Source organism: Pseudomonadota bacterium (genome assembly GCA_039193195.1).
Lineage (GTDB): Bacteria > Pseudomonadota > Gammaproteobacteria > Steroidobacterales > JBCBZW01 > JBCBZW01.
Map to the genome: position 1 here is coordinate 76,539 of JBCCWS010000021.1, position 15,839 is coordinate 92,377.

Below are 15,839 nucleotides of genomic sequence, written 5' to 3' on the forward strand. Positions count from 1 at the left end.
ACTGAGCGCATTGAGGGACACGTCTCGAGAACACGATGAAACACACCCGCTTAGCACGCCGCAGGCTTGCCCGGCGCGCCGCCGGTTGCTGCGCCACCGCCCTTGCGCTGATTAGCGCGCTCGCCGTGCCGATGCTGCCCGCCCATGCCGCCGGCTTTCTCCCCGACGAGAGCGCGCCGCACGAAGCCACCTGGTTGCAGTGGCCCCACCACTACCAGTACGGCCGCGTGTATCGAAACCGGATCGAATCGACCTGGATCGAGATGACAGCGGCCCTGGTCACCAGCGAGCGGGTGAGAATTATCGCCTACGACCAGCGCGAGAAGCGTCGAATCCTGCGGCGCTTGCGCGAGGCGGGTATCCCGCTCTCCCAGATCGATTTTCTGATCGCAAAGACCAACGACACCTGGGTGCGGGACAACGGCCCCCTCTTCGTGTTTAACGATACCGATGACCAGCTGCAAGCCACCGACTGGGGCTTCAACGGTTGGGGCCTGGACGCGCCCTTCCGCCTAGACGACGTGGTGCCCATTACCGTGGCGTCCTCGCTGGGGATTCCTCGGGTCGATCTCTCCGAAGTCGTGCTCGAAGGCGGCGCAATTGAAGTGGACGGGCGCGGCACGCTGATGGCCACGCGCAGCTCCATCCTCGAACCCGATCGCAACCCAACCTTGACCCAGACCGATGTGGAAGCCGCACTGAGCGAGGCCTTCGGCATCCGTAACTTCATCTGGCTGGATGGACAAGCGGGCGGGCAAGTGGACATTACGGACACGCACATCGACGGCCTAGCCCGCTTCGCCGATCCTCACACGATCGTCACAATGAAAGCCGCAGATCTCGTGTACTACGGACTCACCGCCGAAGACGCCGTGCGCCTGTTGGCAGCAACGGACGCTGAGGGCGAGCCTTATCGCATCGTGCAGCTACCGCTGAGCGCGAATGACGTCATCACCGAGTGGGGCTACGACCTCGGCTTCAAGGGCTCGTACGTCAACTTCTACACCGCCAACTCGGTGGTGCTCATGCCAACCTACGGCGACCCGAACGACGCCGTGGCCCGCGACATCTTGCAGTCCGCCTACCCGAATCGTGAGGTCATCGGCGTAGACGTTCGGAACTTGTATCTGTACGGCGGCATGGTCCACTGCGTCACGCAGCAGCAGCCGGTGGTGGAGTAGCGCCCCGCAATCGACCGCGCCTCGATCAGCGACCCCTCGCAGAGCACCTAGCGCCTCGGTGCGCGCGCCTGCCGCTACCTGTCGTCGAAGCGCAGCTCGCCACCAAAGAACGTGCCCACCACCTTACCCCGGAAGGTGCGGCCTAGAAATGCGGAATTCTTCGATTTGCCGTGCAAGGACTCGCGGCTGACCGTCCACTCGCGATGGGGATCGACCAAGCAAAGGTCTGCATTAGCACGCTCACCGAGCACGGTGCCGATATCGCGCCGGCGAAGCACCTGAGCCGGGCCGGATGTCAACAGCTCAACCGCCCTGCGTTCGCTCAGCGTACCGTCGTGAACGAAGCTCAGCACGGCGGCCAACGCCGTCTCTAAGCCGACCACACCGAAGGGCGCCTCCGTGAAGCCCTTAGCTTTCTCTTCATCGCTGTGGGGTGCGTGGTCCGTGGCGACCGCATTGGCCGTCCCATCGACGAGTGCTTCGATGAGCGCCCGCCGGTCATCCTCCGAGCGCAGCGGCGGGTTCATCTTCGTGTTGGGATCCGCGCCGCGGCACGCCTCGTAGGTGAGCAAGATGTGGTGTGGCGAGACCTCGCAGCTCACCGGCAAGCCCTTGGCCTTGGCGGCGCGAATCGCCACCAGGCTGCGCGCGGTGGTGGTGTGCAACACGTGGTAGCGAGCGCCCGTGCGCTCCGCTAGTGCCACATCCCGCTCGACCATCACGCCTTCCGCATCAGCTGGCTGGCCCTTGACGCCGATCGCCCGCGATACCTCCGACTCCGTCATCGGCGCATGATGCGTCAGGGAAAGATCCTCGGCGTGCTGCATGAAGAGCAGATCGTGAGTCGCACAAGCACGCAGTGAGTGCTCCATCACCCCATCGTCCATCACCGGCAAGCCATCGTCGGTCACCGCCACGGCGCCCGCCTTCGCCAGTGCACCGTGATCCGTCAGATCTTCCCCGTTGAGGCCTCGCGTCACCGCGGCAGCTACCAACACCCGCGCGCCTCCAACGCGCTCACTCTCCTCGCTCTCGAAGCGTACGCGATCTGGCGTATCCAACGCGGGGTTGGTGTTAGGCATGACGATCACCGAGGTCACTCCACCTGCAAACGCAGCGCGACTGCCCGCGGCGATCGTCTCCTTGTACTCGAACCCGGGCTGGCGAAAGTGCACCTGCAGGTCCACCAGGCCAGGGAGCGCCCAAAGTCCGTCTCCCTCCAAGACTTGAGCTCCGTCGACGGGTCCATCAGCGATCCTCACGCCTTCCCTGTCGACGACGAGATCAACCTTGTCATCTACGCCTTCTAGGGTGTCGATCAAACGCACCCTACGGATCAAAAACGGCCCGGGGTGGCGGAGGTGTTTGGACACTAGCGTCTGCCTTGTAAACGACTCTGTGACGGCGTTGCTCCACGGTGAGCTCCTAGCTTACCCGAGCCCACCCCTACGGATCGACAACAGCAACTCGCTAAGGGCTGATCCGCGACGCACGCGGCGACCGAGCGGGCGGCTTCGACGCTGACCTCGTGCTCGACCATGGGATCTACATCGACGATAACTCGCGCGCGATCGATGTCATCGGCAATACCATCGTTCGAGGAGGATACTCGGGAATCAAGCTGCACAACGCGCTGACAATCAACGTGCGTGATAATCTCGTGGTCGACACGCGTAGGGCGGCGCTGGACTTCGTCTACGACGAGGAAGCCGACCCCGTGACCAACAAGGGCCTGAGTATCGAGGGCAACACCTTCCTGAGTGCTGGCGCGGAAGCGAGTATCACCATCTTCTCCCTCGACCCGCTGTTCGACGTGAGCAAGCTCGGGCAACTCGCGCGTAACGCGTACTGCAGCCCGTACGGTCCAGCCGTGGTGTTGCAGGATGTTGATGGCTTCGACTTCGATCTGAGTGTGCTGGAGCTTGGGGACTGGGTATCGTTCAGTGGACTCGACACCACCAGTACTATCTGCGATGTTCGGTTGCCTACCTTCATCGAGACCGGTCCAGGGAATGAGCGCTTGGCCAACGGCAGCTTCGATAGAGACGTCGAGGGCTGGACGCCGTCGCCGGAACCGCACGCCCAAACGTACTGGTCCGACGACAGCAATGGCCAGCTGAACTTGCGCTGGCTCGGCAGTGATGCGCTCGACTTTGTGTTTCTGATAGCAGACGTCGGCCCGCTTGAAATCGGCGAGGCTTTTCGCGTGGATTGGCGGGGTCAATCGCTAAGCGGCATACAAGCTTACGCCGCCCCTGAGCTGTGGGACGCGGAGACGGCAGCGCCGATGACCGAGCAGCCACATCGCTTCTTGCCGGTGCCGTCGACCACGCAAACTGCCTACCTACGAGCGGAGAAGATGTCCAGTGCTGCCTGGCTTGTCTTCAGCAGTTACTCCACGGAGTTGCCAATCGCGCTAGAGGACGTGTCGGTGGTACGGGCTAGCGGGCGGTTCCGTACGCAGGCGGAACGCTTAGAGACCCTAATCAATGAGACCGATGAACCGGCTCTACTAACGGTAAGCTTCGATAGTGTGGACGCCGAGGGTGAGTCCTATCTCACGGGCCAGACGGTGGAGGTGGCTGCTCGCACGGCGTTGGTGCTGTTTCCTTTGGATCCGGCGCCATGAACCCAGTTGTCCTACCTACGGGCTAGGTAGCGCTCCGTTCAACGGCGATGAGGTCGGGTCACTATGCATAGTGACCCGTCCTCTCACGTAAGGTTAGTGCATCTGCTCAGTCTGCGCGAACACGGCGACGCCGTTTTCCAAAGGGCCCAGGTACTGATCGGCTGGTTCTCATGCCGTACAGCACGTACGCCCCACCGCGATCGCTGTCAAAGTCACGTGCGCCGATGAGCACATCGTCTACACCATCGCCATTGACGTCGCCGCCGGTGGCAATCGCGACCGCATCGTCGCTACCGTTCGCACCACGCAATACAACGCCCCGGCTGCCATCCCCTCCCTCGCTAGCGAGGAAGCTGCCGATGCGGAAGTTCACGGGGTAGGACGGACGACCGAACACAAGGTACGCGGCGTCGCTGCGCCCAGGCAACACGATGTCGTCCAGGCCATCGCCGTTGAGGTCACTCCCACCATCAGGGATACCGCCCACCTCCAGCTCGAACTCGCCCTTGATTAGGGTGCCGTTCGCAGGCAACAGATCCTGTAGTTCAAACAGGGGACCAAGCGGCACCTGTCGGCCGAGCACGACGTACGCTTCCCCAGCCCCTAACTCAGCACCACCGGACACCATCACAAGATCCTCGAGCCCGTCCCCGTTCAGATCACCTGCCGCTGCGCTGGTGGCGAGGTTATCGTCGCTGTTGATTCCCTCAAACACCGCGCCCACGCTGCCGTCCCCACCGAACTGCGGTAACAGTCGACGCGCGCTGATGAGCGCCGAGAAGCCCGTATCGGAACCGTAGACGAGGTAGATGCTGCCCGCCCCCGCGTCGGGCGCACCGCCACCGTCGCTGCCGCCAGCACCCACGGCGAAGTCCGAGAGCCCGTCCTGGTTCACATCGAAGCCCCCGCTGACGATACCCGCCCGGTCCAGGGCGTTGACGCCTAGTACGACCAAACCCTCGCGGCCATCGCCACCCGCCGCGGGCAATAGGGAAGCAAGATCAAAGGTGGGCGGAAAGGGCGTCGATCGGCCCAGCACCAGGTAGGACGCGCCGGCCTGGTTGTCGACTCTGTCGTCCTGGCTGGCGCCGACGATCAGATCCCCCACGCCGTCGCCGTTTACGTCACCGACACCTGACACCCAGTCGCCCGCTCGACTGTCTGTCTCCACGCCGCGCAGCACGACGCCACGCGAGCCGTCACCTCTCGGGGGTGACAGGTCGGCGAAGCGCAGGATTGGAGGACTCTCCATAGCCCCGAAAACGAGGTACGCAACGCCGGCTTCGAAGCGGTTCGGCGAGGACGCGTTGGGTGCGCCAACCAGGACATCCATGAGCCCGTCACCATTCACATCACCCGCTGCGCGGACGCTAACGCCCGCCTCGTCGTCCCCTGCGGCGCCGAGCAGCACCACACCCTCGCTGCCATCGCCGGTGGGCGGCAACAGATCGGACAGAAACACCTCGGGCGGGAATCCCCCAGGGCGACCGAACAAAAGGTACGCCCCACCGGCGTCCTCGGCCGCACCGACATCCACCTCCACGGCGCCGATGAGCATGTCATCGATGCCGTCTCCATTGAAGTCGCCGATGATGTCCACGGCGTTGCCAGTGTCGTCGTCTAGGGCAATCCCGCGGATGAAAAAGCCGACGCTGCCATCACCGCCGTTCTGCGGGCGCAGGGACTGCAGGTCGATCTCAGCTGGGAAGCTCTCGGCATACGCGAAGGTACAGGCGAAGAGCAGCACGAGCACCGCCAAGAGCGAGCGCTGACCTTGTCCGCCGAAGCTATCGATCCAATTCATCTCGCGCCCTCCTGCGCTTGGCCGTAGATGACAAAGACCGCACCTGGTGACTGCTGGAAAGGTTCCTCGCGCTCAAGGCCGGGGGCGGCGATAGCAAAGTCCTCGACGCCGTCCCCGTTGACATCACCAAGGCCAATCGAGAATCCCGCATCGTCCTCGGCGCGCACGGCCACGAAGACCACGCCCTGTTCACCGTTGCCACCTTGGGCTTCCGTAAGGCCGCGCGTGCGGAAGACCGACGGGAATTCGCCCACCAGGCCCGTATCGCGACCGTAGATGAGATACACCTCACCACCCTCGCCTAAGTTTCCGGCACGGAAAGAGCCGAGGCTCACATCACCGAGGCCGTCGCCATTGAGATCACCGCCACGGCTAGCGATGCCGGCGAAGTCGCCGGCAGAGATGCCGACGATGGAGAAACCAAGGCGTTCACCGTTCGGCCCCGGCTGGCGGATCGTCTCAAGGCGCTCCTCAGCCTGAAACGGGTTCAGGCCTAGGCCATCGCGACCGTAGACCACGTAGGCCTCGCCACTACCCGGCGTCCGCCGGCCGATGCTGCCGCCCGGCGCCCCGATGATCATATCGTCGATGCCGTCGCCGTTGATATCATCCGTATGGCTAACAATGGCGGCCCTGTCGTCCGCATCAGCACCGATGAACACCACGCCGGCGCTGCCGTCGCCACCGCCCGCAGCGAAGAGGCTCGATAGTTGAAACAGGGGCGGGAACGCGGGCGGGGGATCGGCGCTACCGTACAGGAGATAGACGAAGCCCGCCTCCTGGCGGTTGAAAGGCGTGCCTTGCTGGCTGCCGATCAGCAGATCGTCGATGCCGTCGTGGTTGTAGTCACCGGCCATGTTGACGATGCTTGAGCCGAAGAAGGTCTCCTCGCCCGGCGGCAAGATCACGAAGCCGCGCGAGCCATCGCCGCCGCTGGCGGGAAACAGGGCGTCCAGCATGAACTCGGCGGGGAAGTCGTCGCCCGCGTTGCCATTGCGGCCGTAGACCACGTAGCGGCCATCGATAGCCAGATCATCGAGCCCGTCGCCATTGAGATCGCCAACACCGAGCGCATGACGGGCGGGAACGTCCGGACTGGGCGTCAGCACAAAGCCAGCGCTGCCATCGCCGCCATTCTCCGGCAGCAGATCGATCTCACCGATGATGGGCGGGAATCTGTCGCCAGCGGGCGTGTCGCGGCCGTAAATCACGTAGACCGCGCCACGATCGTTCTCGCCTACGCTGGAGTCGAGGATGACGACGTCGCTAATCCCATCACCGTTCAAATCGGCGCCGGCCACCGCCTCGCCCAAGCGTGCACTCGGCGCCGTCTCGGCAACGAGGAAGCCTCGGCTCCCGTCGCCCTCAGGGGGCAGGAGGCTGCGGGCCGATACCTCCGGCGCGAAGCCGTCGGCGCGCCCGAACACCACGTAGACACCCGCCTCCGACGATGCGCCAACCACGAAGTCGTCGACGCCGTCGTTATTGACGTCTCCTGCTGGCGCAACTGCGGAGTTGTTGGCGAGGTGACCGAAAGCAGTGGAGCCCCGGAAAAGAAACCCTTGCGAGCCGTCAGCGCCGTTGATCGGCAGCAGGTCGCTAAGGGGTAGCTCAGCGGGCAAGGCGCCGAACGCGCGCGGCGCCACGACTGAGAGTACGAAGGACAAAAGGAGGGATGAACACCAGCCCCTCCCTGGGCCTGCGTGCGACATGGTAGCTCTCCGCTAGCGATGGTCTTGCGACCCTAGCCCAACGGGATCCGTATGTCATTTGGGGATCGCTATGCCGCGGGGCCACATGATCTCTCTCGACACGCGGGGGGAGCGCTAGCGCTCCCCCACGTAATCGAAGGGCACCCCGGTGCTGACCGCACAAGCCCTTACGCTTGCGCACTTCCTGCCATGGTCAGGGAAGAGATCGCTGACCGCCCACAATTCGTTATACGAAGTAAGAGCGAAAAACCCTTCATGGCGAGACCGAAGAGGCCCCAGATCCCAAAGGCACCACCGCATCGAGGCAGTCTCGCCTTCCTACCGCTAGAAGCGGCGCTTCTGCTCGCCGCATTATATTCGATACCCGAATACTGATTGACTCGCCACCCCATGTTTACTGCTCAAGCCTCATACTATCGTGATGTCCTGGACGCTCAAGGCTCTCGGCGGGCAGCGCCGAAACGTTGAATGCGGACTCGATCCTCCGAGCATGACGCCGTACCGGCACCTGCGAGAGTGCGACTGACGCGCACTCGCCAGCACCATGACCCAAGGAACACCCGATGAAAGCGATGATACTGAGGACCTATGGCGCCAACTCGGTGTTCGAGGCCGCGGACCTTCCCGATCCCGAGGTGAAAGCAGGTCACGTCGCGATCAGAGTAGCAGCCACCAGCGTCAACACCGTCGATACGATGATCCGGAACATGGGCGCTGATCTGCCACTTTCGCCGGCATTGCCTGCCGTGCTTGGCATGGACTTCGCTGGCGTCGTCGAGGAAGTGGGTGAGGGGGTCTCTCGGTTCGCCATTGGCGATGAGGTCTACGGCTGCGCCGGTGGCCTGTTGGAACTGCAAGGTGCTTTGGCAGAGTACATCGTCGCGGATGCACGCCTCGTGGCGCACAAACCCCAAACCCTGTCGATGCGAGAGGCAGCCGCGCTGCCACTGGTCGGCATCACAGCCCATGAAGGGCTGACCCGCGCTGGCGTCACTGAAGGCCAACGGGTGCTGATCCAGGGCGGCACCGGTGGCGTAGGACACGTGGCTGTGCAGCTAGCGAAGCACTTCGGCGCCAGCGTGTCCGCCACCGTCAGGGGCGATACGCAACTGGCACTAATGACCGAATTCGGCGCGCGTCCGATTGATTTTACGACCGAGAAGACAGCGGACTACGTCGCCCGGCACACCGATGGCGTTGGTTTTGATGTCGTGTTCGACACGGTGGGTGGCAAGAACATGGGTCACTCGTTCGAGGCCGCAAAGCTAAGCGGTCAGGTGTCATCGACGGTCGCGCTCGTAGAGCTAGACCTCTCAACCGCTCACTTCAAGGGATTATCGCTGCATGTCGTATTCATGCTGATTCCCATGATCCACGGTGTGCAGCGTGAGGTACACGGTGCTGTGCTGGAGACGCTCGCGCGCATCGCAGATGCTGGGAAGCTAAAGCCAGTGCTGGACGCGCGACAATTCTCGCTTGATCGGGTGGGCGAGGCCCATGCACGCCTTACGAGTGGACAGGCCATGGGTAAGGTGGTGGTCGAGGTGTAGGTACCATCCAGCGGGTGGGAGAGCAGCGTGATGTCCGCGAGGAACTCGGGAAAAGCATTCACCACTCTCTTGTAGCGTCAGCCCCGCATGTTGCCCCAAGACATTGCACCCTCTCGGTCGCCTTACTAGTGGTTCCCTTCGCTCTCGCTCAAGATGAGCTGACGGCGCTCTCGCTCGGACACACCCTCACGCAAGGGACGTGCGAATCGCCAGAATGCAAGTCCCAGCATCGCCCATACGACCATAAACACCCACTCCAGCGGCAAGGCACCAGCCGCGCCACGCCCGGCACTGTAGAGCGAGTACCCCGCCACACCCGAAGAAGCGACCACCGCGCAGACCGGAATGATCAGCCCGCCGGGCAATCGGAACTTCGCTGCGCATGGTTCGCTGGACATACGTAGCTTCACAAGTCCAAAGCACACGATCGCATAGACAATCGACAGGGCGAGTGCACCAGTGTTTACGACCGGGAGAATCACGCCTTTCCCCAGAAGCCCCCCAACGCCACCGACCAGGGACACGAAGACAACGGCATTCGTCGGGGCATGGAACCCCTCCCTGACCCTGCCGAGGCTGCTTGGAATGAGTCGCGCGCGCCCAAGGGCGAAGATGACGCGTGCGGCAGCGAAGTGGATCGCATTCCATGTGGAAATCAAGCCGCAGAGGCCGGCGATCAGTATGAGCTTACCGGCGATGGGGCGATCGAGCGCCAGGGCGAAGGCCGAAGCCGCAGGCAGATCATGGGCTGTGAGAGCCTCGCGCGGCGCGACCATGGCAGGTGCCAGAAAGATCAAGCTATAGAAGAGTATCGCTGCCAAGATTGACGCGATCATAGTCCACGCCACCGTCCGCACTGAGACCGATACGTTGCGTTCACCAAAGGCCTGGGGAATCGCATCAAACCCCGAATACCAGAAGGGCGTCAGAATGAAAACAGCAGCAATAGCGGGAATGATGCGACCGCCATTCCTATCTTCTGCGAATAGGGGAACGAGGTTTTCCCGATCCCCAACCACGATGCAGATGGCGATGAAAAGCGCAGCGATTGCGATGAGCGCGAAGGTGGTAGTTCTTTGCAATGATGCGGCGGCTCTCGCACCCCTAGCATTGAACACGGTGATCGTGCCGAGCAATGCCAAGCCAGCAGCTACGGAGCCAACGGTCACCTTCTCGCCCGCGATTCGGTACAACACCGGGCCGTCGATCGCGGGCACCAGTCCTGTCAAGATCCAACCCACTGAGATCATCTCGAAGGACACCACGCTGATGAGCCCTAAGGCCAACAGCCAGCCGTTCACGAATGCGATCGACGTGCCAAACATCTCGTAGCCGTAAGCGACCTCACCCCCAGCGACAGGGTAGATTGAAGCGACTTCCGTGTAACAGGCGGCCACGAGTAAGACCAGCAATCCACCCAGAAAGAATGCGACCGACACGCCGACTGGGCCCGCTATCTCCAACATCGGGCCAAGCAGCGTAATCCACCCAACCCCGACCATCGTGCCGAAGGAGAGAACGAAGAAATCCAGAGCGCCCAGAGATCTCTGGAGTTGCTTTCTGGTCTTGTCACCTTCGCCAAGCACTACTCTCGGCCCGGGCCTTCGGATCGGCGGAACTTTCGGCGCATGCCATCGAGGTATCGGCCTAGGTAGACACTCTCCTCCTCATGCACGGCGGCCACGAGGTCTTCGGGAATCTCATTGAGAGGATAACTACCGGCCTGCGCAAGCAACTGAAGCCGGCAAGCACGTTCGAAGAAATAGGCGCGCTCGAGCGCCACGCCAAGGCTCGTACCGACGATGAAGTAGCCATGGTTACGTAATACGAGAACTGATTTAGCACCGAGACGCTCGGCCATGCGCTGACCTTCTTCTTCCTCGCGCAGGACACCGTCGTAGGTATCGTAGTAGGCGACATCGCTTAGGAAGATGGCCGCCGCCTGGCTAGCGCATTCATTCAAGGTGACACCGGCGCGCATCATGAGCGCGGTGGCATACGTCGAGTGAAGGTGAATGGCGCACCTTGCGTCCGCCCGCAGCCGGTGGATCGGTGCGTGCAGACACCAGGCCGCTTCGTTGGGCACGCCCGCGCCGCAGACGAGCGACCCCTCGAGTGACATGATCAGCACGTCATCGCTGCGGATGTCCGAGAAGTGCAAGCCGCCGGGCGTGACGAAGAACTGATCTTCATCGCCAGGCATCATCAGCGTCAGGTGATTGTGTACGCCCTCGTGCATGCCTTCGAAGGCAAGAATGCGATGGGCAAGTGCGAAGTCGCTCTTCTCCCTCGCTACCGCAGTAGACTCGGTCATACGCGTTGCATCCCTTGTGCTTGCGCTAGAAGGCGGCGTGCGGGATGGGCCAGGCGCGACGTTCATTCGGCGCCTTCGATAGCCTGTGGTCGGCCCACGCGACCCGAGCCACTCCACGATTTAGGTGCGACCCACGGTCGCGCACCGTACGCCTCCTGATCGGGCCAGATTTGATCCAGCGTTTCCGGTTCGTATACCCGACCGTCTTTGACCACGTAGGCAGCGTCCAAACTGTTGCGAACGTCCTGCAGAGGATCGCTGTTCAAGACCAAGAGGTCGCCGAGCTTTCCTGGCTCTATCGACCCTAGCTCGGTAGACAAACCGAGATACTCAGCGCTGCGGATCGTGACCGCTTCGATCGCAGCGGCAGGACTTGAGTGCAGGGCGAAGGACCATAGCTCCCAGTGTTGGTTCAGCCCGGGAATCTCGCCATGGCCGCCGGCACCAAACACAACACCAAGTTCCGTGAGCTGCTTCAGGTCCTGTAGGTAAGCCATAGACTCGTACTCAGCAAGTGGTGCCACATTGTCGTGACCCTGTCTATGCAGGTACTCCCAGGGCGTGAAGTTGATTTGGCGAGGATCGCCCGGTACGTCCTCCCCGGAGGTAAAGTACTCCATCAAGTATCGCCCCCGCGCTGGCGTCGTCGATGTGATCGACACCTGCGTGCCGCTTTGCCTGATGAACTCTCGAAAGTCGCGAAAGTAAGGCCAATAGGTGTTTTCGTGTTCGAGCGTCGTGTGCCCATCCATGATCGCACCAATGAAGTAGTGCAGATCCATCATCTCTCCGGTCAGCAACGTGGGGCCGCTGGCGCGCGCAGCGTCAGCGAGCCACTGGCGCTGATGCCGCTTGAACTCGAAGTACTGCTTGACGCCGATAGCGCCTTTGCTGGCAAGGCGCCTGACATTCTGCACGGCATCTGAATACGCCCTGATCACATGCCTTTCGGGCGCCCACCCGTAGATCGGTCGGCCGGTGGAGAAGATACGCGGCCCGATGCCCGCACCGGCACGGATCAGTTCCGCCTGCGCCAGAACGGTGTCTGAGGACGGCGCGGGCTCCATGATCGTCGTCACACCGTAGGCGAGGAACTTGGATACGTTCGGCGCTCGCGAACGCAAAACATCCGGGCCATCGAAGGTGTCGTGCTCATGAATAGACACCAAACCGGGGATCACGTACTTCCCGCTGAGGTCAATAGACCTATCGACGCGGTCATCGGCACAACGGCCCACGCACCGAATGCGACCGTCTTCGATCAGGATGTCGCCCTTTGGAACAATCCCGCTCTGCGAGCTGGTGATCAGCGTCGCGTTTCGAAGCGCGAGCGCGCCAGCTGCCCGGTCGGGCCTAGCGGTCAGACTGATGTCTGCATACTCGCACTGCGTGAACGGCGCCGCACACGAGGCGTAGCGATCGAGACTAATGAAGTGCAAAACACCGTCGGCACCCCAATGAGGATAGCGTCCATGGTCTCTACTGATCTGCCGCCGTTCGCTGCGCCCCTCAAAGGGGCGGAACTCGACGTCAGCAGCGCCGGACACTGGGCGTCGTGCGATATGTATGTTGTGACCGAATTGAAATGCCAACCAGTCGCCATCGGGCGATACGCGCCCCTCAGCGACCAGCGCGTTGAACGTCGCCTCAACCCGGGCATCGCCCCCATCGACGGACATGGAGGTGAGAACGGCCTTATTCCAGTCTTCGCCGTCACGTTGGGTGATGTGTATGCGCCCACCTATGCCGACGCTGGGCGTTGGGGATTGACCCGACACGAGATCGAGGCGGCGAATCACACCCAGCTCAATCGGCTCCGCGGCTGATTCAGCGATGGAGACCAAATCGAAATAGGACTGCGTGCCAATGGCAGAACCGCGCCAACGGGACCCGGCACTGCGAAGCGCAATGATCGAATCACCCCTGGCTGAGAAGGTGGGATTTAGATACTCGCCGCTCACCGCGGACCAGCAGTGAGGGGCGCCGATTGCCTGTCCGTCATCATCGATGCTAACCACCCAGATTGCACCGGCCTCTTCGTTGCTCCACGTACCAAAGGCAAGGTGGCTTCCGTCCGGCGACCATGAAGGCGAGTATTGCGTCGAGCGCAGCGACGGCGTTGCTACCGCACGCGGTTCACCATCTGGCAATACCTTTGTCCACACCTTGCCAATGGCCTCAAATGCGAGCACACGCCCATCGGGCGATAGTGCGGGACTGCGGATGTTCTTGATCGTCTGCGGCGCGTCGCCAATGGAGACGGTGGGGCGGTTTTGCTCTGAGATCTCGCGCTGAACACGAGCTTTGAAGGGAATCGTCGACAGGCGATTCGTCGCAAGCTCAATCTTGCGTATCTTCCCGCCTTCAGAGAACAGGATTGCATCCTCCTCAGGCGTCCACGCAAAGCCCGGGACGAACTTAATGTGATACATGCTGTGCGCCTTGAACTGCGCCAGCGTTACCGGCCTGACCAGCAGCCTCTCTTCGCCCGATACCAGATCGCGTACGAACAGACCCGTCTGCGTCTTGATCGTCGCTCCCTTGTATTCCACTTCGGTGTTCGGCAACTCTCTGACGAACGCGAGATAGCGCCCGCTGGGGCTCACGACGGGTGCGCCGTGATAGAACGGCAGCCTACGGTAGTACCAGCGATAACCGCCGCTCGTGATCGCATCCGAGCGCCGGGCCTGCAGGTCCAGTCGCCGGATATGGTGTCCGTCGCTGATCTTGTAATACCCGTCGGCAGCAACGATTGGCGCGCTCGCCTCGTGGTAGTAGAGGTAGCGCCCGTCCGAGGACGGCGACGGCGTCCAGACCTGCGTCGACTGGCTACCTAAGAGCTTCTCTGCCGATGAACCATCAACTGCCAAACGCCAAATCTCGGCGGCCTTAGTCCACCCTCCCCTAGCGTTCGGCAGGAATCGAGTCGCGTATATGTACTTGCCATCTGGCGACCACACCGGTTCCGCGTAGCGCGCGGTGAGGTCATCTCTGACAAGCCGAAGGTGGCTACCGTCCGTCTTCATGACCCACACGTTGTCTTGTCCGGCACGATCAGAAATGAACGCAATCCGATCGCCAGCGGGAGAAAAGCGCGGATGGTAGTTGACGGATATTCCGGAGGATTGCTTGATGACCCCCGTCTGGACCCTTTTCTTCAGGTACGAGTGAACCAGATCGGCGGTCCGCGAAGTGGGCTGAGGTCGATTACCCTCGTTCACCTGGAAGAGCACTAGCTCAGCGGACCGCGTGATAGGTCGTGCTCGGCCGCCTTGACTTGGAAGCAGGTAGATCGACCCAAGCAAATCAAAGACGATCGAGCCGTCACGCGCAGACACATCAAGGGACATCCAGGTGCCTTCATCCGTCTCGAAATCGATCAGGCGAGTCTTGCCCCGGGGCTTGGCGACGTCCCAGATCGCAGACCGCTCTTTCCAATCCAAGTCAAAGAACGCAGCGGTGATGGGCGGCGCGTCAGGCGCGACGCCATCGGCTGGCGTGTGATGTGCATGAGCACACTGCACCAGCACTAGCGCCACCATTGCCGCACAAGGGCGCACGGCGAGTGGGGCGCCGCCGGTGGCATGCGGGCACGCCCCAGCTGGTGCCAAGCCTCGTCCGGTCCGACCGCTCATGCGTAAGGTCCCATGCGCTACGGTCGCGCCGTCGCAGGCACGCGGCGCTTGCGCTCCAGACACTAGCGACGAGAACCGCCATCCTCGCTGCCGGATCATTGAGCCATGATCCTCTGATAGGTCACCGGATCGGTATCGCCCTCGGTATTGATGAGCAAGACGCTGGCGTGCGAGCCCAGGTCGAGGCGACTGCGCAGCACTGGCGATGCGCTCAGTTCGAGCAGGGCTGCAAGTCCGCACGCGCCCGTTTCACCGGCAACGAACGCTGGATCTCCACCTGTCCCCTTTGCTGCGCGGCGCATGGCCCTCTCTGCATAAATGTCGGCCACGGTCACGGCCGAGTGGGCATATCGTCGGAACACTAGCCAAGGCAGGTATGAAGTCTCGCCAACGGCGATCCCGATCATGATCGTCCTTTGCGAGCCACCGACAACCACGGGTTCAGATTTCGCAAAGCTCTCGAGCGTGGACGCCGTCGTTTCAGCTTCCATAAGAACGAACTTTGGCGCACTAGCACCCCATTGCTCGATGAAGGCCGCCATCACGGACGCCGCCATCCCGCCGCAACCGACCTGCAAAAACACATGCGATGGGCGTTGAGTGTCGAGCTGCTCTATCATCTCCCGCGCCATTAGCGTGTACCCCTCCATGATGCGCTTGTGGCACTCGGTGTAGTCGCGAGTCGACACATCTTGGATCAGCGCCCAATCATTGGCCGCGGCGTCGGCGCGTGCCTTTGCAAAGGTTGCATCGTAGTTATCATCGACTCGAACGATCTCAGCGCCGTAGCGCGCGATCGCTGCAATGCGCGGTTCGGACACACCGTTTGGGATGTAGATGCGGCAAGCAACTCCGAACTGCTGTGCCCCCCAGGCCAGCGACCGTCCGTGGTTTCCGTCGGTGACCGCGACGGCGCAGTAGTCCGGATCCGAGTGTTTGCGATCAAACAACGAGGCGTAATCCGGCCGAACGCCCCATTCTCGCTCAGTCCGATCGCGCAAGGTCTCACCCAAA

10 protein-coding genes are annotated in these 15,839 nt (G+C 62.1%); 3 read left to right on the top strand and 7 right to left on the bottom strand.

Going from position 1 to position 15,839, the window contains the following annotated elements; genetic code table 11:
- Nucleotides 1-35: 35 nt before the first annotated feature.
- Nucleotides 36-1,181, top strand: a complete 1,146-nt coding sequence (locus AAGA68_16485; GenBank protein ID MEM9386658.1) for an agmatine deiminase family protein — start codon at nucleotides 36-38, stop codon at nucleotides 1,179-1,181.
- Nucleotides 1,182-1,255: 74 nt separating this feature from the next.
- On the opposite strand, the gene AAGA68_16490 is transcribed toward AAGA68_16485, so the two are convergent.
- On the bottom strand, nucleotides 1,256-2,554 hold the full coding sequence (locus AAGA68_16490; protein MEM9386659.1) for a dihydroorotase: 1,299 nt from the start codon (nucleotides 2,552-2,554) through the stop codon (nucleotides 1,256-1,258).
- A 155-nt stretch (nucleotides 2,555-2,709) separates the two neighbouring features.
- Between AAGA68_16490 and AAGA68_16495 the strand changes: the two genes are divergently transcribed.
- Nucleotides 2,710-3,810: a right-handed parallel beta-helix repeat-containing protein gene (locus AAGA68_16495; protein ID MEM9386660.1), complete on the top strand. Its 1,101-nt coding sequence runs from the start codon at nucleotides 2,710-2,712 to the stop codon at nucleotides 3,808-3,810.
- Between the two features lie 106 nt (nucleotides 3,811-3,916).
- Here the strand turns inward: AAGA68_16495 and AAGA68_16500 are convergent, their stop codons facing one another.
- Nucleotides 3,917-5,614, bottom strand: a complete 1,698-nt coding sequence (locus AAGA68_16500) for an integrin alpha (GenBank protein MEM9386661.1) — start codon at nucleotides 5,612-5,614, stop codon at nucleotides 3,917-3,919.
- The gene (locus AAGA68_16505) at nucleotides 5,611-7,326 is read right to left on the bottom strand and encodes a hypothetical protein (GenBank protein ID MEM9386662.1); all 1,716 of its coding nucleotides are present in this window, start codon (nucleotides 7,324-7,326) and stop codon (nucleotides 5,611-5,613) included. Before AAGA68_16505 ends, AAGA68_16500 begins: the two co-directional genes overlap by 4 nt.
- 563 nt (nucleotides 7,327-7,889) lie before the next feature.
- On the opposite strand from AAGA68_16505, the gene AAGA68_16510 reads away from it, so the two are divergent.
- A complete protein-coding gene (locus tag AAGA68_16510) occupies nucleotides 7,890-8,876 on the top strand; it encodes a zinc-dependent alcohol dehydrogenase family protein (protein ID MEM9386663.1) in 987 nt (328 codons plus the stop codon).
- Nucleotides 8,877-9,001: 125 nt separating this feature from the next.
- Here AAGA68_16510 and AAGA68_16515 read toward each other — a convergent pair whose 3' ends face one another.
- The 4 genes from AAGA68_16515 to AAGA68_16530 form a co-directional block, all read right to left on the bottom strand.
- Nucleotides 9,002-10,462 (bottom strand): APC family permease, encoded by a 1,461-nt coding sequence (locus tag AAGA68_16515; protein ID MEM9386664.1) that lies wholly within the window; start codon nucleotides 10,460-10,462, stop codon nucleotides 9,002-9,004.
- Entirely contained in the window at nucleotides 10,462-11,190 is a 729-nt protein-coding gene (locus AAGA68_16520; protein MEM9386665.1) for a class II aldolase/adducin family protein, read from the bottom strand. Before AAGA68_16520 ends, AAGA68_16515 begins: the two co-directional genes overlap by 1 nt.
- A gap of 62 nt (nucleotides 11,191-11,252) precedes the next feature.
- Nucleotides 11,253-14,825 carry an amidohydrolase family protein gene (locus AAGA68_16525; protein MEM9386666.1) on the bottom strand — a complete coding sequence of 1,191 codons (3,573 nt, stop codon included), beginning with the start codon at nucleotides 14,823-14,825 and terminating at the stop codon, nucleotides 11,253-11,255.
- A 95-nt stretch (nucleotides 14,826-14,920) separates the two neighbouring features.
- Nucleotides 14,921-15,839 (bottom strand): diaminopropionate ammonia-lyase (locus AAGA68_16530; GenBank protein ID MEM9386667.1); only part of this gene is annotated, 919 nt, incomplete at its 5' end.